This is a genomic window from Halomonas sp. XH26 (genome assembly GCF_024138895.1).
GTDB classification, from domain to species: Bacteria; Pseudomonadota; Gammaproteobacteria; order Pseudomonadales; family Halomonadaceae; genus Vreelandella; species Vreelandella alkaliphila.
The window spans coordinates 907911-934908 of record NZ_CP071889.1 but is presented as its reverse complement, the minus strand read 5'-3'; the positions used below and the strand labels follow the sequence as shown (position 1 = coordinate 934908).

Here is a 26998-nt window from a genome sequence, read left to right as displayed (position 1 = left end):
TATGGAAACCGCTTCCCGGTGCGCATCTATCGACCACCTAATTATCATTGGCAATGGCATGGCCAGCCATCGCCTAATTGAAGCGCTGGTGCGCCATCCACGGCGCCCAACGTGTATCACCGTTATTGGTGAAGAGCCTGTACCTGCCTATAACCGAATACTGCTTTCCCCCTTATTGGCGGGTGAGCTCGCCACCGATGCGCTTACTTTCCGTGACCAAGCATGGTACGCCGAACAGGGCATTACCCTGCTTCTCGACGAAAAAGTAGTAACGATTGATCGCGACAACTGCCGTATTACTACGGAGAGCGACCGCTGCCTGGATTACGATCACTTAGTGATCGCGACGGGTTCACGACCAACGATACCCAACGTTTCCGGCATTGAGCTAGCCGGCGTCCATAGCTTTCGCGACTTGAAAGACGCCACCGCCCTAGAAGCCATCGCCCAACGTGGCGGCAATGCGGTTGTTATCGGCGGCGGCCTGCTGGGTCTTGAAGCGGCTGAAGGACTGCGTAAACGCGGCAGTGACATCAAGGTGAGCGTGCTCCAGCGCAGCGAGCGGCTGATGAACCGCCAGTTGGATGAAACCGCCGCCTGCCTGCTCGAAAACACCCTGCGCCAGCGCGGCATCCATATCGCAACAAACGCTTCGCTTGCTGTGCTGGAAGATAACGGCCACGGACACGTCCAGGCGGTCATGCTGAGCGATGGCCGCCGTTTACCCGCCGATAGTGTGATTGTCGCGGCGGGCATTACGCCCAATGTGGAGCTGGGGCAGCAGGCGGGGCTTCGCTGCGAACGTGCCATTGTGGTTGACGCGCACCTGACCACGTCTGACCCGCATATCGCAGCCCTGGGCGAATGCTGCCAATTTGATCAGCACACCTATGGGCTAGTGGAGCCGATTTGGCGTCAGGTTGACGTGTTGGCAGCCGTGCTGTGCGGCGAAACAACCGATGGTTATCAAGAAGTCACCACTGCTACCAAATTGAAAGTCAGCGGCGTAGCACTCTTCGCATTTGGCCCTACCGAAGCAGGCCACGAACACGACGTATTGCGCTACCGCGACCCAGAAAGCGGCGACTACCGTCGCCTGCTGCTGCGCGATGGCCAACTTGAAGGGGCGGTGCTCTACGGCGATACCCGCCACGGTCCTTGGTATTTCGAACAGGCATTGGCAAGTGCTGACCTTACGGCTTGCCGCCAAACACTACTGTTTGGCCCTTCCGATGCCGAGGTACTGCAAACCGAGCACGCTGATAACGCGAACAGTCCTGCTTCCTCATCATCGGCTTCTCCACCCTCTTCTCATCTACCGACCTCAGAGGTGGCATAATGTCTACCCAAAAACTGGCAACTCCCGAACAGCTTATTATTATTGGTAACGGCATGGTCGGCCACCACCTGGTCGAACAGCTCGTCGATAACGCTGCCCTTGAGCGCTATCAGGTCACCGTGTTTGGCGAAGAGCGCCACCGCGCCTACGACCGTGTACACCTGTCTGAATACTTCAGCGGCCGCGATGCCGATTCGCTCGCGCTTTGCGAAGCGGATTACTACGCCACCAGCGGCGTGGAGCTGCGCACAAGCGAAGCCGTCATTGAGATCGACCGCAACTCACAAGAGGTGGTCACCGAACAAGGCCGTTACCCTTACGACCGCGTGGTGCTGGCCACCGGCTCGTTCCCCTTTGTGCCGCCGATTCCCGGTAACGACCGCGATGGTTGTTTGGTGTACCGCACCTTGGACGACCTAGACGCCATTCAGGCGGCGGCCGAAAACGCCACAACTGGCGTGGTGGTGGGCGGCGGTTTGCTGGGCTTGGAAGCGGCTAACGCTCTGCGCGGCCTGAACCTGGATACGGCCGTGGTGGAGTTCGCCTCACGCCTAATGCCTATGCAGGTAGATAACGAAGGCGGTGAGCTACTGCGGGAAAAAATTGCAGCCCTGGGCGTCCAGGTGCTTACCGAGCGAGCTACCCAGCGTATCGAACCTGGCGAGACCAGCCGCCTGCGCATGGTGTTCCAGGATGACAAAGTGCTGGAAACCGACCTGATTGTGTTTTCAGCAGGCATTCGTCCACAAGATACCTTGGCACGCGAATGCGGTTTAGACATTGGCGAGCGCGGCGGCGTGGTTATTGATGACCAATGCTGCACCAGCGACCCCGCCATTCTCGCCATTGGCGAAGTCGCGCTGTGGAACCAGAGTATTTTTGGTTTAGTCGCCCCTGGCTACCAAATGGCCAAAGCGGCGCTCTCCACCCTCACTGGCGGCGATACACACTTTAGCGGTGCCGACATGAGCACCAAGCTGAAGTTACTGGGCGTAGATGTGGGCTCTATCGGCGATGCCCATGGCACCCAAAACCCCGGTGCGCGAATGTTTCGCTATCTCGACCCGATCACCCAGGTGTATCGCAAGATGGTGGTAACCAGTGATGGTAAAAAGCTGCTGGGCGCAATGTTAGTCGGCGACAACGGCGCGTACGACACGCTGCTGCAGTACTACTCCAACGGCATTGAGTTGCCCGACGAGCCCGCCTCATTGATTCTGCCCCAAAGCAGCGGCGCCGCACCCACTCTCGGCCCCGGTGCGCTGCCGGAAACCGCCTCCATCTGCTCTTGTCACAACGTCACTAAAGGCGATATTTGCGCCACTATTGATGCGGGCGCGGTGGATCTAGGCGGTGTCAAAGCGACTACCAAAGCCAGCACCGGCTGCGGCGGCTGCACCGCGCTGCTCAAAAGCGTGGTTGACCATGAGCTAGAAGCCCGCGGCGTAGAGGTTGATAAATCGATTTGCGAGCACTTCGCCCATACCCGCCAGGAGCTTTACGATATTGTGCGCGTGGAAGGCATCAAAACCTTCAGCGAATTGATCGCAAAGCACGGCAATCAAGACACCCACTGCCTGGGCTGCGACATCTGCAAGCCCGCGGTGGCGTCTATTCTGGCCTCCTGCTTCAATGAGCCGATCACCGACGCGGCGCATATTCCTCTGCAGGACACCAACGACACCTTTATGGCCAACATGCAGAAAAATGGCACTTACTCGGTGGTGCCGCGTGTGGCCGGTGGCGAGATCACCCCAGACAAACTCATCGTGCTGGGCGAAGTGGCCAAAAAATACAGCCTCTACTCGAAGGTTACTGGCGGCCAGCGCATCGATCTGTTCGGCGCCCGCCTGGAAGACCTGCCGGATATCTGGGGCGAACTGATTGCCGCAGGCTTCGAGACCGGACACGCCTACGGTAAATCGCTACGCACGGTGAAATCCTGCGTGGGCAGCACCTGGTGCCGCTACGGCGTGCAGGACAGCGTCGGCATGGCGATTCAACTGGAGAATCGCTACAAGGGCCTGCGTTCGCCCCACAAGATCAAGTTTGGCGTTTCCGGCTGCACCCGCGAGTGCGCCGAAGCCCAGAGTAAAGACATCGGCATTATTGCCACCGAAAACGGCTGGAACCTCTACGTGTGCGGTAACGGTGGCATGCGCCCTCGCCACGCTGAACTGTTCGCCACTGACCTGGACGACGAGCAGCTCTACCGCACTATAGACCGCTTCTTGATGTTTTATGTACGCACCGCCGACCGACTGCAGCGCACCTCCGTATGGCGCGAAAACCTCGACGGCGGCCTGGAGTACCTCAAAGAGGTGATTCTGGAAGACAGCTTAGGCATTAATAGCGAGCTGGAGCGGCAAATGCAGCATGTTGTCGATAGCTATCAGTGCGAATGGGCCAACGCCATCAGCGACCCAGACAAACTCAAGCGCTTCCGCAGCTTTGTCAACGACGACCGCCCTGATCCGTCAATCATTATGACGTCCGAGCGCGGCCAGCTACGTCCCGCTTAAACACTAATGCCCTGCTTAAACACTACATAATCGCAAACCAGACAACGTTAATGAGGTAACTGATGACCGCGACCGCACTCAAACACACCGTGAGCACCGACACCTGGCAGCCGCTCTGCGCTAAAGCTGACTTAGTGGCATTTTCCGGCGTCGCTGCTTGGTTGAACACGTCAGAAGGCCCTGCCCAAGTGGCCATTTTCTACTTACCGAGGCAGCGTTCCCAGGGACAGGAGAAAGAGCTCTACGCCCTTGACCACTTTGATCCGTTTTCTAACGCTAACGTCATTGCCCGCGGCATTATCGGTGATGTTAAAGGCAACCCTGTGGTTGCCTCGCCACTCTATAAGCAGCATTTTCGCCTTGAAGATGGCCAATGCTTAGAGGATGAGGACGTCAAGCTACGTACCTGGAAAGTCGCGTTTAGGGGCGAGGAGGTATGGGTACAGGGGTAACTGACAGTGGCTTTACGATGGCATCACTCCCGGCGAGGAATAGCGCTCGCGTAGGTATTCAGGCTCAAAAAATGTTCATCTGCCCGCTGCAACGCATCAAGTGCCTGTGACCGATCATCTTCTGCCAATAAGGTACACAGTACTTCGGAGATGGCTAAGGCGGGCGTTAACGTATGGAAAAAGCTGTCGCTTTCCGTGGGGCAAAAAATCGTCTGATCTGACAGCCCTACCAGTGGCGATACTTCACTATCGGTGATCGACAGAATCGTCAGCCCCTTGTCTTTTGCCAACTGCGTCAGTTCCAGTGTCGCTACTGCGTAAGGTTTGACGGAGACAACCAGCAAGGCATCTTCGGGCGTGGCGCGAATTAGCGCATCACCGCCGGTCCCTGCCGGTCCATCCAGGTGAATCGAGCGGTCCCCCAACAGTGACATAACGTAATGGAAATGCCACGCCACGGAATGGCATGAACGCAAGCCTAGCACATACACTTTTCTCGCTGATTTCAGCGTATTAGCGATGGCTTCCAACCGTTGCAGCGAGTCAGGCTCACAGAGCCGGGAAATCTGAGCACTCAGCCCATGCAGCATATGCGCGGCGATATTGCCGTTGGCCGAGGCTCTAGCCCCCTCGTTTCGCTGGCGAGCCTTGGCGGCAAAGCCATCACTTCCCCGCCGCAGCGCCGCCACATAGTGCTCGCGGATATCATCATATCCTTGCTTGCCCAGGAACTTTGCAAGCCGTGTCATGGTGGCAGGCTGCACCGACGCATGGCGCGCCAACTCGCGCATAGAAACCAGTGCCACCTCATCCGGGTGTTCCAGCACGTAGCGGGCAGCCTGCTGGAGCTGCGGCGACATGGCATCGTACTGGGCGATAATCTGCTCCCTTAAAGGGTCGCGCTGCGGCATGTATGTTGCCTCTTATACGGCTTGTTAAAACAGCCGCCGATTTAAACGTTACTGTTGTAAAAAAACAATGATCTATATGTTTTACATAAAACAGAAATGATTCAACTGTTGCAACAGCAAGCCAAACTGTGCCAATCTTCTCCTTATGGCGTGCTCACATCGCTAAGTGACCCTAAGGAACCGTCTCCATGACTCGTATTCTTCATCGCAGTATCGGCCCAACACTCCCTCATGCCGCGTCGGCTCAAGGCGTCTACATTACAGACACCACTGGGCGCCAATACCTAGATGCCTCGGGTGGCGCTGCGGTCACCAGCGTTGGTCACGCCCATCCGGAAGTACTGGCGGCGATGCGCGCTCAAATTGATAACCTCTGCTACGCACACACCTCGTTTTTCACCACCGACGCTGCTGAAGCGCTTGCTGAAAAACTCGTCAATTTGGCACCTGAAGGATTGAATTACGTCTACCTCGTATCAGGTGGATCAGAGGCCGTTGAAGCAGCACTGAAGATGGCACGGCAGTACTTCGTCGAAATTGGCGCCCCCCAGCGCAGGCACATCATTGCCAGGCGTCAGAGTTACCACGGCAACACAATTGGTGCATTGGCAACCGGTGGCAATGCGATGAGGCGTAAGCAGTTTCAGCCCATCCTGCCAGAAACTCATCATGTCTCCCCCTGCTACGCCTATCGTGAAAAAGGCGCCGATGAACCGCCAGAGGCTTACGCTATTCGGCTTGCCGACGAACTCGAGGCAAAGATTCTCGAACTCGGCCCTGAAGAAGTCATGGCGTTCGTTGCCGAGCCCGTTGTAGGCGCCACCCTTGGTGCTGTCGCCTCTGTCGCGGATTACTTTAAACGTGTACGTGCGGTTTGCGACAAATATGGCGTACTACTGATCCTCGACGAAGTGATGTGCGGCATGGGCCGTACCGGTACTGTCTTCGCCTGCGAGCAAGACGACGTCATACCGGATATCGTCACGATAGCCAAAGGTTTGGGCGGGGGTTATCAGCCGATCGGCGCGGTGATGCTGTCCGACAAAATTTACGACAGCTTCGCCAACGGTTCTGGCCTGTTCCAGCACGGGCATACTTACATCGGCCACCCTGTTGCCGCGGCAACTGCTAACAAAGTGGTTGAAATCATTGCGCGCCCCGAGACACTTGCCAATGTAAACGCCATGGGCGCGAGATTACAAAGCGGTTTGGAAGACATTCTCGGTGCATCCCCTTATGTCGGCGACATCCGGGGAAGAGGGCTGTTTCGCGGTATCGAGCTGGTGGCGGACCGGGACACGAAAACACCTTTCGACCCGAGCCGAAAAATTCACGCCAAGATTAAGCGACAAGCCATGGCTCGTGGGCTAATCAGCTACCCTATGGGCGGCACGATTGATGGTATTCACGGTGATCATATCCTGCTGGCACCGCCCTATATTATTGAAGCCGATGATGTCGACCTAATCATTGAGCGCATTGCCGACGCCATCAACGCCGCCATCGCCGAGTGATGTCACGTACCCTATCTGAATGGAGCTCACCCATGACGCCCTCTCCCTGCCCGCCTATTGCTGATGCCGACTGGCCAAACGAAATCGCTGAATTGCGCGAAGACTTTGCTGGCGCGCTTAATGTCTATCGCACCATGGCCCACCACCCGGCCTTGCTTAACGCCTGGGCACCATTGCGCCAGCATGTTGTTAAGGAAAATGCCTTAGGGCCAGAATTAACCGAGGTGGTGATTCTACGCGCGGGCCTACGCATGGGGTCACGTTACGAGTGGGCTCATCACGTTAGCCGGGCACTCGCTCTAGGATTCTCCACTGCACGAATAGACGCCATTAGAACTCGCCCCGAAGGCGTTGATGGTCTTATCGTCGACGCTGTGGATGCATTGTTTGACCAGCGAATGCTGTCCCCCGAGCAAGAAGCAGAACTTGCAGATGCTATCGGACGCAAGGCCGTTATCGATCTAATTGCTATGGTGGGGTTTTATTCGGTATTGGGCTATCTGCTCAAGACTTACGACACGCCGGTCGACGACAACATTCAACAAGAAGCGCAAAAAATGCCAACGCTATTTTCATTAACTTCGTAGACATGCCTGTCCCTGGTGCAGGCTTCAACCTATCCCAGGGCAGACCATTAAGTACTTATGCATACGTTTGCGAGGATTCAGGTCTCATTAAATCAGTGACTGCCCATGATCAGTGCCCGCTTAATTTTATTCAGGCACTCAAGGCTCATCATCTAATGTAGGAGGCCGCTTTTAGCGGGCGATGGCGGCGTAGCCGCCCTTGCTATAACTAGGTAAATCAGTTGAATCATCGTCGAAGTGTCGAACCAAAGCTAAAGTCCTATCTCACAACAATACATTTGTTTCTAAACACTACACATCTGTTTTTTGCATCACCACACAGTCAAGCTTCCGCCCCGCTACTACCGAATACTCAGGTAGCTTTTCCATTACTTCGAACCCTGCTTTTTTCAGTACCCGCTGTGAAGCGTGATTGTCTAAAGAAACAGTCGCCGTAAGCGTATTAATTTGGTAAACGCAACGAGCTTCGCTAATCAGATGGTTCAGCGCCTTTTGCGCCAACCCATTACCACACGCATGTTGGGCTATCCGATACCCCACCTTAGCGTAACCATTTTCTATCTCACGTAGGTTGGCGCGCCCAACTATCGCACCTCGATGTTGGATAATAAGCGGTCTCATACGTCCTTGGGCATTTAACGCCAAGTACTCATGAATATGCTGGCTAATACCTTCCGGCGTGTAAAAGTGCTCCGCTCTGGCCTCTATATGCTGCTCAAACCAGTCACGTTCAGTGGCTTCGAACAACAATAGTTCGGCGGCATCTTCCGGAGCAATTTGTCTGAAGGAAAAAGCATCAGCATGGCGCATAAGCACATCTCTCCTTGGGTGCTAAATCAGTGCATCAAAGACTATCTCCATAGCCTTAGAATAAACAAATCACTGACATTGCGACCACTGATATTGCTATGCTTGCCAGCCTCTTGGGTAGGTAATATTGGAGCAAACGTTCGTGAAAACAGAATCCAGCACCTTAGCGTTTTCTGCCTTTATGGCGCTGCTGATTGGGTGTGCAGGTATCACTGCGACACTGGCATCTAACTCCCAGGCTATTTTGCTGGATGGGTTATTTAACCTTATCTACTTTAGCGTAGCGCTGGTCACCATCAAGGTCAGTAAGCTAGCCAGCCGACCCGATAGCGAGTCCTACCCATTTGGCTACAGCTACTTCGAGTCTTTAGTAAATCTATGCAAAGGTTTATTGATATTAGGCGTTTCCATCTTTGCGTTAGTAGACGCTATCGCTGCGCTACTGACAGGTGGGCGGGAGATCTCAGCGGGGCTTGCGGTTATCTACGCACTGTTTGCCACCGCCGCTTGCTCACTCACCGCTTGGGTAATGCACCGCAGTCAGTGCCATGTTAGTAGCCCGCTGGTGGCTGCAGACAAGCTTAACTGGCTGGTGAACAGCATTATTTCGGCTGCTGTGTTAGCGGCGTTCTGCTTGGTGATGCTGTTTGAGCGCTTAGACTGGCAGGGAATCGTACCTTATGTCGATTCACTTCTGGTGATGGCCGTGGTGTTGCTATGCCTTGGCGTACCGGTGCGTATGGCCTCCCAGGCTCTGCGCGAGCTGCTCAATAAAACGCCCGACGAAGCAATCGCCGAGCCAGTGCGCCAGGCGGTTGCTCGTGGTCTTGCAGATATCGACACCCAGGAAGTACGGGTTCGCATGGTACGCCCTGGCCGCCTGCTATATATCATGGTTCACGTGGTGCTACCCAAAGCGCTGCATGAGTCTACGCTTGCCCATCAAGATGCCCTACGCCAGCAAATTGATGAAGAAGTACGCCGCATTTACTCACCGGTCGTCTGTGATGTGGTCTTCACCGAAGATGATCGTTGGGCAGCGCCTTCATGCGGGCAGTTAGTGAAGAAACACGCTTAATCGCGCCATGCTAAAAAGCGATCCATAGCCCAGTGCCTTATCTGAGTGGGAACGTTGATCTCTGGGTGGGCATAGATATAGCGCGGCCAGCACGGCAGCCAGACACACAGCCACCCTAATCAATCAGCGAGGGTCGATACTCTCGTTGATTCTGGATAACTAACCGTAGTGTTGTGACAACTCCCCCAAGTAAGGCAACTCCAAACAGCGTTAATGCCGCGCTATGCCCTAGGGCATCTATAAGCACTCCCGTTGTGACCACAGGAATACTGAAACCAATGTAGGCCATTAGAAAATATCCAGCGCTCGCTTGGGTAGAAGATGGGCCAGCGACGGCTAACACGCCACTTAATCCGCCTAGGTAAATAAAGCCGTAACAGGCGCTGCTAGCCATGATCGTGCCTAGTAGTAATATGGGTAAGTGCCCCGCGATAGCTCCCCAAGCAATCAGCCCATAAGCCGGTGGTAGAATCGCAAGTCCCAATAACGTAGACCGATATGACGACAACTTTCTGGCCCAGGGTTGAAACAACACGCCACAGCTGCAAATACCGAAAACAGCGAAACCACTCCAAACGCTTAAACCATGCTGCTCTAATGCGGAAGGCAATATGGCAATCACCAACCCCACCGTGGCCCAGGCAATTAGAATCGCAAAGCCAAATCGAATAGCCCCTTTTGGGTAACTTGGCAAACGTAACATGCTGCCTTTCGGCCCACTAGGTATGCTTTTTCGCAACGTCAACACGCCTATTAATGCGAAAGCGCTAATGCATAGATATAACCACAAACTGGGGGGCGTTAAGCTAGGCGTAGTAACGATAAAAACGCTGGTCACCGCTGCCCCTAAACCGAACCCAAGCGCGCTGCTAATCGTGACGTAACTGGTAGAAGCTTGTTTATCATCGCCTTGCCATAATTGTTGCATATAGGCTGGCGCTACCGCAGATGCCAGCGCGGTCCCCACCCCAAGTAGAAAACGCGCCACGCCAAGCATTACGATGCCAGGCGCTATTAGCATAAGGCAAGTGGCCAGCATATTAAGCAGTAACGCAGTGACAATGATGGCTTTATAACCTACCCGCTCGGCCAAGCCATTAAGCCCCAGCAATACAGGCATCACCCCTGCTACGTAACAGGCAAAAGCAATTGTCGTGGCACCAACACCAACCCCGCCTTGCGCTGCCAACGCACCATATAGCGGTGCCTGCAAATTAACGGCCGTGGTGATCATACATAGCCCGAAAGCAAGGCGGGCTGCGCTGTACTGGTTCATGCATTAACTCACTTGAGATTGCTAAAAGAACCATAAAGCTCGCACGCTTATTCAAGCGGGGTAAGATACACTGGGTCACTATTATTGAGGCACTGTTCCGGTTTTTTAATGAACAGTTGATCCAGCAGGACTATATATGAAGTTAAAAGTTGATCGGCATGCCAATACGCCTATTGCACAGCAACTTGAAGAGGCGATCAGCACTTGGATTAAACAAAACAAACCTGGTAATGGCAGCCGCCTACCCTCCATTCGCTATTTAGCTGCGACACATCACGTTAGCCGCAATGCGGCTATTGAAGCTTACGAGCGTTTAATCGCGGCAGGGTTGGTCCGCTCAAAACCGGGGGCAGGATTTTTTGTTGCCGATAGTCCACCAAGTGAGCACCAAACAGTTTCCAGCCCACTGCAGGAAGTGACCAACGGGCTTTGGGGGCTTTTTAGTGCTGATGAGACGGCCCTGCCCCTTGGATGTGGTTGGTTACCCAGTCATTGGCGGGAGAGCGATGATTTAACCTATGCGATCCGCCAAGTTGCGCGCATGAATCGCGCGGACATTTTTGAATACAGTACCCCCCAAGGCCCCACGGCGTTACGGCACTTAATACAAGAGCGACTTCGGCTTTTAGCGATCACGGCAAATCATCAGCAAATTGTCACCACCAGCGGCAGCAGTCATTCGCTAGATTTATTGGTGCGCTTGCTTCTCGAACCCGGAGACGTTGTCTTCGTGGAATCACCAGGCTATTACAACTTATTTGGCCTGCTACATCTGCAACGTGTTCGTGTTATCGGCGTGCCTCGCTTAGCCGACGGTCCTGACCTTGAACGCTTAGAAGAATTACTTGCAGAGCATCGGCCGACACTTTTTTATACCAACAGCGTTTTTCAAAACCCCACAGGGGGAACGCTAACGCCCACCATTGCGCATCGCTTATTACAATTAGCCGAGCAGTACGACTTCAAACTGATAGAAGATGATATATACGCAGACTTTCAACATACGCCAAGTGCTCGCTTAGCTGCGTTAGATGGCCTTAGCCGGGTTATTTACTTGGGCAGTTTTTCAAAAAGCCTCTCCTCTTCGCTGCGCGTTGGTTATATCGCGGCGCCTTCGTCAATGGTGCAACGCATTGTCGATATCAAAATGCTAACCAGCATTTCTTCTTCACGCTTTGCAGAGCAAGTCATTACCACCATGCTTCAAAACGGTAGCTACCGAAAGCTGACGGAGCGATTAAGTGCTAGGCTTTCCAACCACATGTCTAGGGCACTTGCGATGCTCAAACGTGCCAATTGGGATGTTTATACCGAGCCTACCGGCGGGATGTTTGTGTGGGCAAAGCCACCGGCAGCGATAACATCTGAAAGATTGAGTGAACTGGCTGATGACTGGAAAGTTACCCTGTCGCCTGGACATTTATTCTTTGCCGATCATCAGCCAACACCCTGGCGGCGACTCAACGTTGCTTATATGCAGGATCCAAGAGCGAAAGGGTTTATTGATTCAATGACCTATCAATCAACTTCAACCACCAAGCTCGGCTCAAATAACGCTGGAGTGAACTCATAGGGATAACCACCTGGATTAGCGATGACACGCGTGCCGTTATATGAAGTATCGACAGGCTCATGGACATGGCCATGCACCCATAGGTCCATCTTGCCCATCAATTGAGGTAGGTGGGAGGCAAAGGCTGGGGACAATGCATCGCCAAGATACTGTTCAGGAATGCAGCTGTGTAAAGGTGCGTGATGGCTAATAACAACGCGTGACCCGTCAAAGGGTTGCTCAAGCTCATTGCTAAGCCAAGCAAGTGCTTCAACGTGTAATGCTTGGCTAGCTTGAGGGGTAAAGACCTGACCTGGAGCTGTTGTCACGATGCTAAAATCGGGCATATAGCGCAACGCTTTAGCGTCGGTCTCTGCTGGGTTGTGCGTTGGGTCATCGGCATAGAGCGCAAAATCAGTCCATAACGTGGTGCCATAAAAACGCACTCCCCCGATAGTCACCGCTCGATTATCCAGCAACTCAATATTGTAGCGCTTGGCTTCGATGGCGAGCTCTTCACGGAGTAGCGGCATACAGGTACCATAAAACTCATGGTTGCCCGGCACATATAAAATAGGCATTTCTGGAAACCGCTGTCTGGCCCAGGCAAGCCCTTCCGTTTTCTGATGAATATCGCCCGCCAAAATGATGAGATCGGCCTCTACCTCTGGCAATTCGCGGTCTCCATCAAAAAACTCCAAATGAAGGTCGGATAAAATTCGCAAGCGCATAGTATTCCTCACTTTTCCCTGTGTAACGGTCGTTTTATGGCGTAAGCCGCTCAATAAATTCTCTAACATAGTGAACAACCACGGCTTCAACTTCACGGTGTGGCACATGCCCAACGCCCGGCAGTATTTCACTGTGTGCAGAACCTCGGGTATAGCGAGCGATGCATTCAGGTTGGCGGTGCGAACCATATTCATCGTTTTCACCATGAAGCACTAGCGCGGGGCAGTGAACGCGGTTAAGGGCGGGAATAAGCGACCAGTGTTCAAATGCTGGATGTAACCACGTGTCTATCCAGCCATTCAGTACCCAACGAGCTTTATCACCGTGATACTTTTCTAATTTGGCAAATTGTTCCGGCATTTGAAAGGCGGCCCGTGCCTCTTCAATACCTTGTCGCGTACGCGGCTCATTTAACGCCTGCGCTGCAATGGTAATTACTCCTTGGCACTGCTCTACATACTGCCCTGCACAGTGCACCGCCATACAACCGCCGACGCTATGTCCCAGCACAATAAAATGCGTCAACTGAAACGCGTTCTGAAGTGCCGCAAAGCTAGTAGAGGGTTCATCGTCGATAAAGCTCAGCAGTGGCGGCGCCAGGCACGCATCGGAGCGCCCAAACCCGAGACGGTCATAAGCAATCACTCGTCGTTGGGTCGCCGCACATAGCACTGCGGGAAAGCTACGCCATAAATCCACACAACCTAACGAGTCATGGAGCAGGACAATAGGCACGTCCGAGCACAAATGAGATGTTTCCCAAGCACGAGTAAACAGGCGACCACGTGGAGTTGCTACCCAGCGGTCTTGGAAGATAGGTTCAGGATTGAGGGTGTCAGAATCGGGAGTTGTTGGCGCCATGATATAACTCGTTGTTTTATTGATTAGTTATAGGTATGTCATCAGCATACCATTCTAGGTACATAAGATTGTGCACCGCTTATTTTGTTAACAATGGTTAAAATGCTGCACCGCAACAAAAATAACCTATACTCTAGGTGTGTCCCAATAGGAGGACCACCTTATGATCTCTACATTCGGATTATCGACACAAGATGACGAGGTACTTACTTTTTGGCACCGTCAAGCCCATTGGCAGCATGCTGCTAATGAAGCATTAGCGGCCTATTTCGGCTAAAAGAAGTATTTTTTATCGCCATCTCTCCCCTATAGACGAAAAGATAACGACACAAGCCGACTTTTTTAGTCGGCTTTTTTATATTATGAAAATCTTTTCCATTCAATGATGTAGGTGATCAGCTATTGATTTTGTAAGCCATTTCTTACACGTCATGGCAATTTTCCTACATCTTTAGGACTAGCTTTAAGGGCTGAAATGCGCATAGACTTTAACCCGCAGCTAACTTGCTGCGTCGCACAAAGCAAACTATGTATAACTAAACTAGGGTCACTAGAGCCCAGGATGGCTGAACCGTCCCTCAACCTCTGAATTAGGAGTACTCGCCATGTCATCTTTCGCTGCTCAAGGTCAGACAGTAGAAGTGGATGTGATGCAGGTTTGGGCTAACCGTGCCCAACAGCAACGCGCAGCCTTTGACGCCATCGCTGCTTATATGAGCCAGCAGTAAGTAACAACGCCTCAGCCCTTGGATAGTTTTCAGCCTGAGGCGTTGTCGTTCTGATCAATATTTCATCACAACACCTTTATGCAGCATTGGATTTGGCGACCATTCACGGCTTATTTATTAAGCCAACTGCGCTAAGTAAGTGTCCTGCAAGATATACATTCGCTTCACATCGCGGTATTTGCCGTTGATGAAAAACTCTTCAACCAAATGCCCCTCCTCTATGAAGCCGCTCTCCTCGTAGAGATGAATCGCTTTGACGTTTTCCACCGCCACAATCAGATATATTTTGTGTAGGTTTAAAATCGTGAACGAGTAGTGCAGCGCTTGACGGATCAATGACCGGGCAAATCCTTTGCCCTGGTGATCTGGCGTGATAATGATTTGAAATTCACCGCTGCGGTGAATGTAGTCGATTTCAATCAGCTCGACTAAACCAATGGCATGCCCATCGCTGTCCTCTGCCACAAAGCGCCGCTCGGCGTTGTCATGAATATGTTTGTTATAAAGCTCCTCCAGCTCATCAAATGATTCGTAAGGCTCTTCAAACCAATACGACATGATGCTCTGGTTATTATTGAGCTCGTGAACAAAGCGCAGATCGTTGCGCTCTAACGCACGTAAATAAAGTTGATTCTCCATCACTTGCTACTCATATGCGTCGTCATTCAAATTAATCGTTAATCATTGAGGTGTCATCACATTTCACGGTCTATCGCATTTTAAGGTCTATCTCGTCAGTCGCTGGAACGAAAAAAGCGCGGCTAAGGGATGCTGTTTGCCTTCAATAAGCGACAGCAGCAGTTTGGCCCCAACCATGCTATAGCTGATTCCATTGCCACCATAAGCCATTGCAAAATGCACCCTTGGACCGTGTGCCTCATGGGGACCAAAAAACGGCAGGCCGTCGTCGGTTTCAGCAAAGGTGCCGCCCCAGGAGAACGTCGGGTTAATATCAAGCTTAGGCCATAGCGCCTCTATCTTGCGTGCCAACCCTTCGGCTTTCTTCTCTACCCGTGCGTCACGACGCTTGGGAATATCTTCATCGTCATCATCGCCGCCCACAAGAAGCCGTCCGTCCCGGGTAGTACGCATGTAGAGGTAAGGTCGTGCAGATTCCCACACCATGGTGTGGCGTAACTTACCTAACGCCTCAGGCGGTAGAGGGTCGGTGATAAGTGCATAGCTGCTGCGGTTGACGGCCACCGGTTCGGGCAACCAAGCTTGCGATTCATACCCTGCAGCCATCACCACGTACTGGCAACGCAGCTTGGCACCATTAACTAGCGTCAGCGTGACGCCCTGTTCATCAGGTGTCATCGTCTTCATTTGTGTGCGGTCGTATACTTCTCCACCGCGCTCAACAACCCTGGAAAACAGCTGGTACGCCATGCGGTATGGGTCAATAGCGGCAGCTAACTGGGTAAGAATAGCCCCAGGTGCCACAAAGCCATACTCGGCCAACACTGCCTTGCTTTCAAGCCAGTCAGCGTCAAAGCCGTGCTTTTGACGCAACGTTAACTCTTCTTTTAATAGTGCTACGTCTTCTTCATTACTGGCGTAATAAAGGCTTTTCTGGCGCTCAAAATCTACATCCCCCAACCCAGCTGCCAAGGTTTCAAGCTCACCAATGGCCTCGGCACAGGCACGATAAGCAAGCAACGCATCGGCTTCCCCATAGCGCTTGGCTAACTCGTTCATATGGGTATCAATTTCGTACTGCAGTAACGCCGTGCTAGCAGCCGAACTCCCCCACCCCACGTCACGACGTTCAAGCACCACCACATAATGGCCATTGCGGCTAAGCTCATCGGCGATTAGTGCGCCAGTAATGCCACCACCGATTATAGCAATCTCGCATTGGTGGTCGCGGGTAAGCTGCGGGAAAGTTTTCAATAGGCCATTTTTGACTGCCCAAAAGGGATAACCGCTTTTCAGATCCATCTGCTTGCCTATGCTAGGTTGCCCTAGAGTATTCTATGGATGATAGAAGTATGCTGTTAACCATAGATGGTTCCTGACAACTTGCTCGGTAAAGCGTCTCAACGTGGCTAACCCAAAAAAGGAGTTCCGCATGATTGACCTACGCAGTGACACGGTGACTCGGCCTTCCCCCGCCATGAAAGAGGCCATGATGGCTGCTCCAGTGGGCGATGATGTATGGGGTGATGACCCAACGGTCAATACGTTTCAGGAAAAGCTAGCTGAGCAGGCAGGCAAGGAAGCGGCGCTGCTATTTCCAAGCGGCACACAAAGCAACCTAGTGGCACTAATGGCCCACTGCGAACGCGGCGATGAATACATTGTGGGGCAGTCAGCCCATACTTATCGCTATGAAGGCGGTGGCGCAGCGGTGTTAGGCAGCATTCAACCGCAGCCAATTGAAAATGCCGCCGATGGCAGCCTGCCGTTAGAGAAAATAAGCGCAGCTATCAAAGCCGACGACTTCCACTTTGCGCGCACTAAGCTGCTAGCGCTAGAAAACACTATTGGCGGCAAAGTGCTAAGCGCAGACTACGTAATCAAAGCCACCAACCTGGCCCGCGAACGGGGATTGGCAACGCACTTAGACGGTGCGCGGCTGTTTAATGCCGCGGTAGCTACGGACACCTCACTGAAGCAACTCTGCTTGCCGTTTGATAGCGTGTCGCTGTGCTTTTCGAAAGGCCTGGGCGCTCCCATCGGCTCTGCCTTAGTGGGCTCGCAAGCCTTGATCGACCGCGCACGGCGCTGGCGTAAAATGGTTGGTGGTGGCATGCGCCAATCAGGCATTATCGCCGCCGCCTGCCAGTATGCTCTGGAGCATCATGTCGCTGACTTAGCCGACGACCACCGTCGTGCAGCACGCTTGGCGGAAGGCTTAGCGAAACTGCCTGGCGTTGAGATTACCGCTCAGGCAACCAATATGGTGTTCGCGCACTTTCCCGACGAACACGTAAAGCCGCTCTCTGCTTGGCTGAAAGAGCATGACATTTTGATTGAGCTACTTTATGCCACGCGTTTTGTTGTCCACCGTGATATTGATGATGCCGATATAGATAAAGTAATCGCCGTTATGCAGAGCTACTTCAGCCGTCTCTAGTCAGCCTTGAGACCTGTCAGAGCAACGTAGACCCCAGCGCTAAGTGTATGGCGATGACCGCCATCATCAGGCCAATTAGCCCATCAATGGTACGCCACGCTACCGGGCGGGAAAGCCAAGGCGAAAGCGCGGCACCGCCCCACGCCAGCAGGCTGAACCAAAGAACAGAGGCAGTCGATGCACCTGCAACGAACACACCAGCACTCTCCTGCTGAGCACCAATGGCAGGAATTAACAATAGAGTGTCCAGATACACTTGAGGGTTCAATACCGTAACGGCCAAGGTCGCCAACAGTACTCCACGCAAGCTGCGCGCTTTTACGCTACCGGCCTCCAATCCTGCGCGCCCACTAACAGCCCGCAGTAATGCCTGAGCAGCCAACCAGCTTAAAAACGCTACGCCTACCCAGCGCATGGCTTCCATCGCGTTCGGCATTGTCAGTAAAAACGCGCTGGCACCAAACATACCAGCGGTTAGCAAGATGATATCCGCGCTCATACACAGCCCCGCCGACCACCAGTGATGCTCACGACGTACGGCCAACCCCAGCACGTAAGCATTTTGCGCCCCGATAGCCATGATGATACCGCCAGATACTACCAAGCCCGTTAAGTAACTTTCCCACATTGCCCTGCCCCCAGTACCAGAATTAGCATCGCTTTAAAGAATCGTGGCACTAAGATAGCGGGCAACCTTAATAACTAAAAATCATCCTGCTAATGGGGCATTAGTTTTGCTTATATAGAAACCGTATTGATGGTTTGGAAAATGACGCAGAGTGATCGTACGGTGTATTAGTTAGCTACCCAGTCACCCTCGCCACCGCATCGCGGCTGGCCGCTTCTCGCTGTTCGCCGGTGAATTCAACTAGTTGCCCACCGCGCATTTCCAGCAGATGATCAGCTTGTCAAAGTAGTGGTCATCATGGCTAAGCACTACCAGCGTCTTACCCAGCGCTCGTAGCTGCGGCAGTAGCTCGCGGCAGTAGCTCGCGGCAAAACACTCGGCGGAACTGAGGGTCTTGATCGGCGGCCCACTCGTCCAGCAGCAATAGGTCGCGCTGTTCAGCGACCGCCAACAACATCGCCAGGGTGGGTTTCCCGCTGCCGTTACCGCCAATTAGAAACACCACCTCGCCGCGCTTTAAGGTCACAATGGCAAAGCTTGGCCGTGCCTCTTCAGCGGGGTAACGATAGCAGACCTATTCCAGTGCTAGCACCTGCCAGTCTTGGCGCTGTGTGTCACTATCAAAGGTATCGCGGTGTTCTGCTAGATCGAGCGCGCTGACTTTCTCGAACGCCACTCGATCACCGACTGGTAATCCGCGTAGAGACGACCCTGTATGTCGCGCAGTTTGGCCATATGCCGATAGACCCAGGCCACCAAACGCATGCAAATTAAAAAAGCTAGCGTTGGCGTTTGGCCGGCTTATTCTCGGGTTTCAGCGGGCAACCGCCACACAGCGGCTCGCCGGGTAGCCGATATTTGATACAGCATAACCGCCGCACTCGAGCAGGCGTTTCACCGCCCAGCTCCAGATAACGCACCGGTTGATAAAGCGGGTTACGACGCCCATCGGGGAGCGTCTTGGTGGCGAGATAATCCAGCAGCGGCTCACCCGCGCCAGTGAAGTCTGGATGCCGCGAGCAGGTCTTGCCCACGAACTCCACGTAGTGACCAAGGTTGCTCCAGAACACTTTGGCAGAAAGCCCGGAGACCTCGGCCAGCGCTTCGATAAGCGACGCGCAGTGGTCATCGAATAGGCCGCTAAAGCGTGACTGGAACGCTTTTGAGGCCAACGGCACGCCACCATGCGGCAGCCAGATGCGCGCCGTCTGACCGTGATCACCTAACGCCAGCCGCAGCTCACCCCCGCCGACCGGCAGCTCATAGCCCAACAGCAGGTTGGCCACCAGCGTCGGAATCGCGACACTGCTGAAATGAAATTTCGACCAGATTGAAGCGGCCGCCAGAAAGTCGGCGTCGTCACCGTGGTATCGGCGGTAACGCGAAAGCTGAGCGCCTAGCACCTTATGATCCAGCAGTTCAGAAGCTGCCAGCGTCGGTATATTAGGCCGACCAAACGCAGGTGCCTTTAAGTTATCCAACGGCGGCTGGCGGTAGAGCGCCAACAAAGCATCTGCTGGATTCGTCGCTACCGGTAGCACGCTCGCCGCTTCGCTCATAGCCGCCGCAGCCCCCACATAAAGTAGGCACCGCCAATCAAAGAGGCGACCAAGCCCGCGGGCATCTCATAAGGGAAGATAATCTGACGACCTACCCAATCCGCCAACACCATTAATAACATGCCGATCAACGCAGCACCCAGCAGGTGCTGCCCTGCCCGAGAGAAGCCGACCAAGCGCGCCATATGTGGCGCCAGCAGACCAATAAACGACAGCGGCCCCACCACCAGGGTGGCGCAGGCGGTTAGCAGTGCCACCAGTAACAGCAATGCCAAACGGGCACGGTTGAGGGTTACCCCAAGCGCCTTGGCCGTCGGTGCGCCTAAGGGCAAAATATCCAACCAGCGAGTAAAGGGCAGCGTGACCAGTGCCAATACCGCGGCAATGCCGCCGACAACAATGGCATTGGTGACATCCACGTAATAGGTAGAGCCCGCCAGCCAAGCGATCACCTGCTGGCCCCGAGGGTCACCACCCGCCAGCATGACGCTGCGCACCGCATCAAACAGGGCACTGACAGCCACCCCAGTGAGCAGCAAACGCTCGGGGAGATAACCGCTCTTGCGGTTGATGCCCACCAGCACCAGCAGCGTTGCAAAAGCCCCCAGGGTACCCACACCAATCAGCATCATATTGGTGGGCGCGGGCAGTAAGAAGATCCCCAAAATTAGCGCAATGGCACAGCCACCGCTGATACCCAATACCTCGGGGCTAGCCATAGAGTTGGCGGAAAGGCGCTGAAGAATCGTCCCGGCAATTGCCAGCATTAGCCCACTCGCCGCTGCCGCCATTACCCGCGGTATGCGCCACTGCATCACGTTCCAGTTATCCGGCGACAGTAAGTACCAGCCATCGACACCCTGCCCCACCAGCAAGCCAAGCAATGTGGCGCCCAGTAGTGCGAGGAGTAAACCAGTCGCCAAACGGGCAGGCGAAGGATGGCGATGAGCAAAAACACCCGCCCCTTTCGGCGGCTGATCGCCCTGTAGTTTCAGGCGCGGAATCAGCCACATTAACAGCGGTGCCCCCAGGGCACCGGTAATCGCCCCAGTAGGAATAAAGGCTGCCACCATGCCACCGAAATGCTGTAGCAGCAGGTCTGTGGTGGCCAACAACACAGCCCCTAGTAACGTCGACCAAAGCAGCCGTGGCCCTAAGCGCCGCGCACCGGCCATACGCACAATATTGGGCGCTGCCAAACCGATAAAACCGATGATCCCCACCACGCTGACAATGCTACCGGTAATAAATACCGCCAGCCCCATCCCCGCAAAACGCAGATAGGTCAGCGAGACCCCCAGACTTTTGGCGCTGGCATCGTCCAGTTCCAGCACTGCCAAAGGGCGTAGTAGAAACCAGGCTGCCACGCAGCTAATCGCCAGCCGTGGCCAGAGAACCGCCACGCCATCCCAACCGTTTTGCGCCAGCGAACCCGCACCCCAAATCAGCAGTCCTGAAAGCGCCTCGTGGTTAAACAGCAGCAGCGCTGTAGAAAGCGCCCCTAAGTACAGATTAACCACCAAGCCCGCCAGCACCACCACGATCGGCGCCAGCCCGCGCCGCCACGAGAGCAGGAAAACTAACCCAACCGCCAGCGCTCCACCCGCTAAGGCAACCCATTCACGGCCCACTACCAATAGCCCTGGGGCCATAAGAGTGGCGGTCATCAACGCCAGGTTAGCGCCCGATGCCACCCCTAGGGTGGTGGGCGAGGCCAACGGGTTGCGCAGCACTTGCTGCATCAGTACACCCGCCAACCCCAAGCCGCCCCCAGCTAGCAGCGCGATCGAGAGACGCGGCCACCACGCATAGTGAAGCAACAACTCGTCGACGTTCTCAAAGGAGGGCGCCACTAACGCCTGCACCCCCAGCATAAAACCGCCCTGTCCCTGCAGACCTACCCAAAACAGCACCACCATCGGCAAGCTAAGCAGCAGGCAAGCTTTTGCAGGCGACATCCCCCCCATTCGCTGGGTCAATTGCGCAGCGCTTAGCATAGCGAACAACCTCTTGTCATAGCCGGGCAGATCGCTACACAGGGCCTGATAGGCAGCAGAGTCATTTCTTAGCCTTACTCTTTTCTGGAGTTGGTGGTTGAATTATCCGTAACGATTCTAAATGATAATAATTAGCACTACAATTAACACCATTTATTAATGGAGACAGCTACGATGGCGGCTAAACAGACCTACCAGCTTTTCGATATCACTCTCGCTCGGCGGACCCAAGTCAGCGCCTCATTAGTCAGGTTCACCTTTACTGGCCCTGCCGTCAGCCAAATGGCGACCTACGCTCCGGATCAGCGCGTCAAACTGTTCTTCCCTGAAGGCGGTGGTAGCCTCGATCCACTGTTTGAGATTGCCAAGCTGGCAGAACACGATTGGTACAGCGCCTATCGCGCACTGCCAGATGCCCAGCGTCCCTCTGGGCGCACCTACACCATTCGTGACCTGCGCCCAGAGCAGGCTGAGGTGGATGTAGAGTTTGTGCTCCACGGAGACAATGGCCCTGCCTCACGCTGGGCAATGCGCGCCCGCCCAGGTGATCGGCTAGCCATGACAGCCCCCGACGCTAAAGCGGAAGGCCCCAAGCAGGGCTACGAATGGAAGCCGCCCCAAGGCGTGCGCCGTATTCTGATTATCGCCGATGAAACCGCTCTCCCCGCTGCGGCCGGTATTCTAGAAACCCTTGATGACCTGCCTCTCAAACCCAAGGTCGAAGCACTACTCGAAGTGCCTCGCCGCGACGATGTTCAACCGCTGCCCCAAGCCGCTAAGCTGCACTGGCTGGCCCGTGATGCAGAGCACGACTGCCAACACGGCGAACTGCTGATGAGGGCGCTGCGTGATATTGATCTGCACAAGGAAATTCAAGCGCTAGGCGGCACGCCGACGGCAGCCACTAGCAACGTCGAAAGCGACGATGAGGACGGCCCGCTCTGGGAATCCGCCACTCTGGATGACAGCGCGCCCTTCTACGCTTGGATTGCCGCTGAAACCAAAGTCGCTATGAAGCTGCGCCGCTATCTGGTCAACGAGTGCGGCCTCCCCAAACAGTACGTCACCAGCATGGGCTACTGGCGACTGGGCAAGGCCAATGGTTAAAGGAACGGCAAATAACAAGGTGTTAAACAGTGACTCCATAAGCAAGCCAGCTCTCGTGACTGCCCCAGTTTGATAGGGACGACACTCATACACCAAGAGCAAGCCACCAAACCAAGACTGCCCACTGTCATCGCCACGTCACGAATGGTTAGTTACCTTTATCAAACGATTTGATAACAGCCATACAAGCCCCCAGGAGAAACCACATGCTTGAGAGCGAAAACAGCTTGCTGGAAACAGTTAAGCAAGCAGCCTATGAGGCTGGCGCGCTGTTGCGCGAGGGGTATTCGCAAAAGGGACGGATTGCATTTGAGCAAAAGGGGACATCTGACTTCGTTAGCTACTACGATACGGCAGCCGAGAGTATCATTATCGACTGCATCAGCAGCGCTTTTCCCGATATCGCTTTCCTTGGTGAAGAAAGTGGCCTGACGCCCACCGATAGCGACTATACCGTGATTATTGACCCCCTTGATGGCACCAGTAATTTTCTGCATGGCGTGCCTCACTTCTCGGTGTCTATTGCGGTCACCAAAGGTGATGCGCTGATCATCGGTGTTGTCTATCAACCACTCCTTGATGAAATGCTTTGGGCAGGCCAAGGCGCGGGTGCCTTTCTCAATGATCGCCCGTTAACAACACCAGCCCCTCGCCCGCTAACCGAGATGCTGGTGAGCACTTGCCTGCCTTACCATGCCAAAGGCGACTGCACGACAGCGCTAAATCAACTCGCGGCATTAATACCCCATGTGGCGGGCATCCGCAGCCCGGGCTCAGCGGCGCTCGAGATCGCCTACCTTAGCCTCGGCCGCTTCGATGCATTTTGGTCTCAGGGTGCTGAGCTCGACTTCTGGGATATCGCCGCGAGCATTGTAATTGCCCGAGAAGCTGGCTACACCGTCACAGACCTCACTGGAGAGCCCAATCCAGCTCAATGGAATAGCCTAATGGCAGCGCACCCTGAGCGGCATAGCCAACTGCTAGCATATTTAACCTCTTACTGAAAAACGGCCAATGTCACTGCTGAGCTTCAACATTTTCCTATTTGTTGAGGCATACAAGCAGCCGCTGTAAACAACCCGCTTATTTTTTGTGCTTTCTGCCCTGTCGCGTTTTAAAGAGCCGCCCGCGACATTTTGACCACGAGGCAATCGGGATGGCGGTTCGTGGCTGAGTACTTAGAAAGATTCACACACCGGCGAAAATCTTTTTATTTTTTATTAAAAATGAGAACCATTAGCACTAGAATGGAGCCACTATTTATCCTATCGCCAGGAGTGATTCATGTTCGAGGTCAAAGGCGCCACCTTTGAAATCAATGGTAAGCAGATTTTAAATCCCATTGACCACAGCTTTCATGAGGGCAAGGTTTACGGCCTGATTGGCCATAACGGCTCGGGAAAGTCGACGCTGATTAAACTCATGGCCCAGCAGCAACCTACTAGCCAGGGAGAGATTCACTTCGACCAACGCCCACTGAGCGACTGGGGAAACCGCGAGTTCGCTCGTCAGGTGGCTTACCTGCCCCAGCATTTGCCCAGCGCTGAAAGCCTGACTGGGCGCGAGCTGGTGGCTTTTGGCCGCTACCCTTGGCACGGCCTGCTGGGTCGCCACAACCAGAAAGACAAAGACGCCATTGATCGCGCCATCGCCCTTACCCACACAGAGGCCTTTGCCGACCGCTTAGTTGATACACTCTCCGGCGGAGAGCGTCAGCGGGTGTGGCTAGCCATGCTACTCGCCCAGGGCAGTCGTTTCTTGCTGCTCGATGAGCCGCTAGCGGCACTGGATATCGCTCACCAAATTGAGGTGCTAGCGCTGGTTCGCCAGCTATGCGATGAGCTGAACCTTGGCGTCATTATTGTATTGCATGATATCAATATGGCGTCACGCTACTGTGATGAACTGATGGCACTGCATAGCGGTCGCTTGCTGGCCCATGGCAGTCCGGATGATTTGATGAGTTGCAGCACCTTAGAAGCGATTTATGGCCTGCCCATGCAGGTGATGAAACACCCCAATGGGGAGCACAATATTGCCGTGGCCCAATGAGATTACCTTGGCCGCTGGCTTTTTCGCGCTTTCGACTGTCGGAATGAATGCTTTTCGCTATTTAAGTCAACGTTAAGTACCTATCAGGTCAGATGGTTATCCCAGCGGAATTCCTGGGTGACGAGCAACTCGGGCACTGCCGTGTCAGGCGTTACACGGTAGAGCCCGCCCTGGCCGGAGGAGACCAGAAAGCCGCCGTTACCATCACAGCGGGCCCCCGCAGCGTCAGGTAACTCCAAGTTAGCGTTCAAGCGGCCTTGTTCAGCATCCAGCAGCAGCACCCGATTGCCGCGAGGTGCGGTCACCAGAACAGTTGCCGAAACACGGCTAAACGCGACACTAGCGGTGTAGTGCCGCAGGCTGGCGGTGACCTCATCGGGCAGCGCCAGCTCAGAGAAGTCTCCGGCAGCATCCAGACGACAAATCAGCGGATAGGATTCCCACTCAGGGCCTTCAAATTGGTATCCGGCGATCACCGTGCCGTCCGCTGCCACGTCCAGATGGCGGCAGCTAAGCTGGTGGTGCGAAGGAGCGTGGCGGGCTACTACTTCGCCGCTGTGGCGGTTCATAAGCATCAGTGCTGGGGCCATGGTGTCCAGATTGAGCTTTACCCGGCCGTAGTCTGGATGAGTCTGGATGCCGCCCAAACCAATAACTAGAGTGTCGCCATCCGGCATCAGCCGAAGCTCATGGGGCCCGATACCACCCAGCGGCATATCACGGACATGGGTGTAGTCGTTGGCAGCATCGTAAACGCGCACTAGCCCGGCGCTGTCCTCCAAACGATTAGCGGTGACATACAGGTAGCGCCCGTTCAAGTCGAAAACGCCATGCCCGTAGAAGTGATAGCCCTCCCCGGCCGCAATGGTGTGGGCTAATTGGCGGCTGTCCCCATCGATCACATGCATCCGTGTACCGGGACGGCGAGCGAACAATACTGCCTGGCGGGAATCAGGCCGTAAACAGCCGCCGTGACAGCGCTCGGGCACTTCGATCATAAAGCGGTTTTTACCATCCAGTGCTACCCCAGCGATGTAATGCTTCCCATCAAGACCATCAACCGCGCTAAACAGCCAGTCAGCATTTTCGCGCCCTGGCATCGCCCAGCTCAGCGGTGTTAGTGCCATTACGACACTTCCCAGGCCAGCTTTCAGCACCTGCCGTCGCTGCATAGCTCAATCTCCATCGCTAGAATTAAAGCCACGCACCAGGCCAAGCTCGGCCGCAATTTCGGTCCCCAGCAGATAGTTCAACTGACCAATATTGAGGTAAAGCGATTGCTGGCCACGAAATGCCTCGCCGTCAAGTGACGTTGTCAGCCCCGGTGGCAGATCACCCGTCTTGGCTAACGTCTTATCCAGTTGATCACGAAATGCCTCGGCGAGTGGCAGTGCATCGGCTTCACGCAGCAACGCCGAGAGCCCTGGAAGAAACCCCGTCCGCAGCCCTTCAAGCGTACTTTCCACCAAACGAATGGAGTTACCGCTACGCCAGGCTTCCGCTAAATAGCGGTTAGCGGGCGATCCTTGCAGGCCCATTGGCTCACCAAGACGTTTCTGTTCGAGGGTTTCGAGCGCTTGAATAGCGTTAGCCAACGTGGTTTCGGTGTAACGCGGGGTATCACGATAGTGCACGCCAAAGGCCTGCCAGTCGCGTTCCAGCGCGTTACTAGTGTCTGCGAGATGGGTAGAGATAGCCTGCAACAAACCACACATCGCCGGCTCACCAAGTGGCCGGTCACTCATGGCGTCGTCATAAAGCAAGTACTCAATAGCCGGAAATCCCTGAATCGCGACGCTATCGCTAGCGATGTCTTCAACCGTTGGCGTGGTGCCAGCTTGCAACCACCCTTCTACCTTGCTACCTACTAGGTTCTTGCGGTCTGGCCAAAACTGAAGTTGCCAGCCACGGCTGTTCTGCTCAATGGGTCCAAACTGGACAAAGCGCACCGCCTGCCAAGCTTGATAAGCACCCAGCCAGTCGCTTTCAAGCCGCTGTTTAAGCGATTCATCGGGAGCTTGGCAAAAACGCGTTGCGCTAGCCTCCAGGCGCTCAGAGGCATTACTGAGTTCGGCATACTGCTGCGCTATCGCGCTATGCCAGATATCACGCGGTGTATTGGTGTCCGCATCAGCAGAAACCAATGCAGAAAGGGGGGCCGCTAAAAACGCAACCGCCACCCCCAAACGACGAAGAGAAGCAATCACATAAACT

General features: G+C 54.4%; 25 protein-coding genes. 12 read left to right on the top strand and 13 right to left on the bottom strand.

Features of this window, described 5'->3' with window-relative positions:
• The first annotated feature begins 1 nt into the window (after position 1).
• The 3 genes from J4377_RS04305 to nirD all read left to right on the top strand — a co-directional run bounded on the left by J4377_RS04305 (position 2) and on the right by nirD (position 4313).
• Entirely contained in the window at positions 2–1339 is a 1338-nt protein-coding gene (locus J4377_RS04305; RefSeq protein ID WP_253487026.1) for an NAD(P)/FAD-dependent oxidoreductase, read from the top strand.
• Positions 1339–3861 (top strand): nitrite reductase large subunit NirB, encoded by a 2523-nt coding sequence (gene nirB, locus J4377_RS04300; protein ID WP_253487024.1) that lies wholly within the window; start codon positions 1339–1341, stop codon positions 3859–3861. Before J4377_RS04305 ends, nirB begins: the two co-directional genes overlap by 1 nt.
• Before the next feature lie 62 nt (positions 3862–3923).
• Positions 3924–4313, top strand: coding sequence for a nitrite reductase small subunit NirD (gene nirD, locus J4377_RS04295; protein WP_038481977.1), 390 nt, complete (start codon positions 3924–3926; stop codon positions 4311–4313).
• A gap of 23 nt (positions 4314–4336) precedes the next feature.
• On the opposite strand, the gene J4377_RS04290 is transcribed toward nirD, so the two are convergent.
• Positions 4337–5224, bottom strand: a complete 888-nt coding sequence (locus J4377_RS04290) for a MurR/RpiR family transcriptional regulator (protein WP_253487022.1) — start codon at positions 5222–5224, stop codon at positions 4337–4339.
• A gap of 188 nt (positions 5225–5412) precedes the next feature.
• Here J4377_RS04290 and J4377_RS04285 point away from each other — a divergent pair, with 188 nt between their 5' ends.
• Both J4377_RS04285 and J4377_RS04280 read left to right on the top strand, forming a co-directional pair.
• A complete protein-coding gene (locus J4377_RS04285) occupies positions 5413–6738 on the top strand; it encodes an aspartate aminotransferase family protein (RefSeq protein ID WP_253487020.1) in 1326 nt (441 codons plus the stop codon).
• Between the two features lie 32 nt (positions 6739–6770).
• Positions 6771–7325, top strand: coding sequence for a carboxymuconolactone decarboxylase family protein (locus tag J4377_RS04280; RefSeq protein ID WP_253487018.1), 555 nt, complete (start codon positions 6771–6773; stop codon positions 7323–7325).
• A gap of 291 nt (positions 7326–7616) precedes the next feature.
• On the opposite strand, the gene J4377_RS04275 is transcribed toward J4377_RS04280, so the two are convergent.
• Complete coding sequence (locus J4377_RS04275) at positions 7617–8135, bottom strand: GNAT family N-acetyltransferase (protein WP_231657324.1); 519 nt, start codon at positions 8133–8135, stop codon at positions 7617–7619.
• Between the two features lie 142 nt (positions 8136–8277).
• Here J4377_RS04275 and J4377_RS04270 point away from each other — a divergent pair, with 142 nt between their 5' ends.
• A complete protein-coding gene (locus J4377_RS04270) occupies positions 8278–9213 on the top strand; it encodes a cation diffusion facilitator family transporter (protein ID WP_253487009.1) in 936 nt (311 codons plus the stop codon).
• A 115-nt stretch (positions 9214–9328) separates the two neighbouring features.
• On the opposite strand, the gene J4377_RS04265 is transcribed toward J4377_RS04270, so the two are convergent.
• On the bottom strand, positions 9329–10489 hold the full coding sequence (locus tag J4377_RS04265) for an MFS transporter (protein ID WP_253487007.1): 1161 nt from the start codon (positions 10487–10489) through the stop codon (positions 9329–9331).
• 136 nt (positions 10490–10625) lie between these two features.
• On the opposite strand from J4377_RS04265, the gene J4377_RS04260 reads away from it, so the two are divergent.
• Positions 10626–12062 (top strand): PLP-dependent aminotransferase family protein, encoded by a 1437-nt coding sequence (locus tag J4377_RS04260; protein WP_253487005.1) that lies wholly within the window; start codon positions 10626–10628, stop codon positions 12060–12062.
• Here J4377_RS04260 and J4377_RS04255 read toward each other — a convergent pair.
• Both J4377_RS04255 and J4377_RS04250 read right to left on the bottom strand, forming a co-directional pair.
• Positions 12008–12772: a metallophosphoesterase gene (locus J4377_RS04255; RefSeq protein ID WP_253487003.1), complete on the bottom strand. Its 765-nt coding sequence runs from the start codon at positions 12770–12772 to the stop codon at positions 12008–12010. The genes J4377_RS04260 and J4377_RS04255 overlap by 55 nt on opposite strands.
• A 34-nt stretch (positions 12773–12806) precedes the next feature.
• Positions 12807–13634 (bottom strand): alpha/beta fold hydrolase, encoded by an 828-nt coding sequence (locus J4377_RS04250; RefSeq protein ID WP_253487001.1) that lies wholly within the window; start codon positions 13632–13634, stop codon positions 12807–12809.
• A gap of 605 nt (positions 13635–14239) precedes the next feature.
• Here J4377_RS04250 and J4377_RS18830 point away from each other — a divergent pair.
• Positions 14240–14362: a hypothetical protein gene (locus tag J4377_RS18830; RefSeq protein WP_267900575.1), complete on the top strand. Its 123-nt coding sequence runs from the start codon at positions 14240–14242 to the stop codon at positions 14360–14362.
• Positions 14363–14479: 117 nt separating this feature from the next.
• Here the strand turns inward: J4377_RS18830 and speG are convergent, their stop codons facing one another.
• Together speG and J4377_RS04240 are read right to left on the bottom strand one after the other, a co-directional pair.
• On the bottom strand, positions 14480–15001 hold the full coding sequence (gene speG / locus J4377_RS04245) for a spermidine N1-acetyltransferase (RefSeq protein WP_253486993.1): 522 nt from the start codon (positions 14999–15001) through the stop codon (positions 14480–14482).
• Between the two features lie 87 nt (positions 15002–15088).
• Positions 15089–16303 (bottom strand): FAD-binding oxidoreductase, encoded by a 1215-nt coding sequence (locus J4377_RS04240; protein WP_253486991.1) that lies wholly within the window; start codon positions 16301–16303, stop codon positions 15089–15091.
• A 130-nt stretch (positions 16304–16433) separates the two neighbouring features.
• Between J4377_RS04240 and ltaE the strand changes: the two genes are divergently transcribed.
• Positions 16434–17441 (top strand): low-specificity L-threonine aldolase, encoded by a 1008-nt coding sequence (gene ltaE, locus J4377_RS04235; RefSeq protein ID WP_120385615.1) that lies wholly within the window; start codon positions 16434–16436, stop codon positions 17439–17441.
• 16 nt (positions 17442–17457) lie between these two features.
• Here ltaE and J4377_RS04230 read toward each other — a convergent pair whose 3' ends face one another.
• From J4377_RS04230 to fhuB, 4 genes are all read right to left on the bottom strand, one after another.
• Positions 17458–18069: a LysE/ArgO family amino acid transporter gene (locus J4377_RS04230; RefSeq protein ID WP_038481947.1), complete on the bottom strand. Its 612-nt coding sequence runs from the start codon at positions 18067–18069 to the stop codon at positions 17458–17460.
• 319 nt (positions 18070–18388) lie between these two features.
• Complete coding sequence (locus J4377_RS18885) at positions 18389–18595, bottom strand: ATP-binding cassette domain-containing protein (protein WP_370687197.1); 207 nt, start codon at positions 18593–18595, stop codon at positions 18389–18391.
• A 253-nt stretch (positions 18596–18848) separates the two neighbouring features.
• On the bottom strand, positions 18849–19628 hold the full coding sequence (gene fhuF / locus J4377_RS04220; RefSeq protein ID WP_038481942.1) for a siderophore-iron reductase FhuF: 780 nt from the start codon (positions 19626–19628) through the stop codon (positions 18849–18851).
• Positions 19625–21625 carry a Fe(3+)-hydroxamate ABC transporter permease FhuB gene (gene fhuB / locus J4377_RS04215; RefSeq protein WP_253486989.1) on the bottom strand — a complete coding sequence of 667 codons (2001 nt, stop codon included), beginning with the start codon at positions 21623–21625 and terminating at the stop codon, positions 19625–19627. Before fhuB ends, fhuF begins: the two co-directional genes overlap by 4 nt.
• Positions 21626–21799: 174 nt before the next feature.
• Here fhuB and J4377_RS04210 point away from each other — a divergent pair, with 174 nt between their 5' ends.
• The 3 genes from J4377_RS04210 (at position 21800) to J4377_RS04200 (ending at position 24784) form a co-directional block, all read left to right on the top strand.
• Entirely contained in the window at positions 21800–22732 is a 933-nt protein-coding gene (locus J4377_RS04210) for a siderophore-interacting protein (RefSeq protein WP_253486987.1), read from the top strand.
• 206 nt (positions 22733–22938) lie between these two features.
• Positions 22939–23736 (top strand): inositol monophosphatase family protein, encoded by a 798-nt coding sequence (locus tag J4377_RS04205; RefSeq protein WP_253486979.1) that lies wholly within the window; start codon positions 22939–22941, stop codon positions 23734–23736.
• A gap of 280 nt (positions 23737–24016) precedes the next feature.
• Entirely contained in the window at positions 24017–24784 is a 768-nt protein-coding gene (locus tag J4377_RS04200; protein ID WP_038481931.1) for an ABC transporter ATP-binding protein, read from the top strand.
• 83 nt (positions 24785–24867) lie between these two features.
• Here J4377_RS04200 and J4377_RS04195 read toward each other — a convergent pair whose 3' ends face one another.
• Both J4377_RS04195 and J4377_RS04190 read right to left on the bottom strand, forming a co-directional pair.
• Complete coding sequence (locus J4377_RS04195; RefSeq protein WP_038481928.1) at positions 24868–25956, bottom strand: DUF1513 domain-containing protein; 1089 nt, start codon at positions 25954–25956, stop codon at positions 24868–24870.
• Positions 25957–25959: 3 nt separating this feature from the next.
• Entirely contained in the window at positions 25960–26991 is a 1032-nt protein-coding gene (locus J4377_RS04190; RefSeq protein WP_253486977.1) for an imelysin family protein, read from the bottom strand.
• Positions 26992–26998 lie beyond the last annotated feature (7 nt).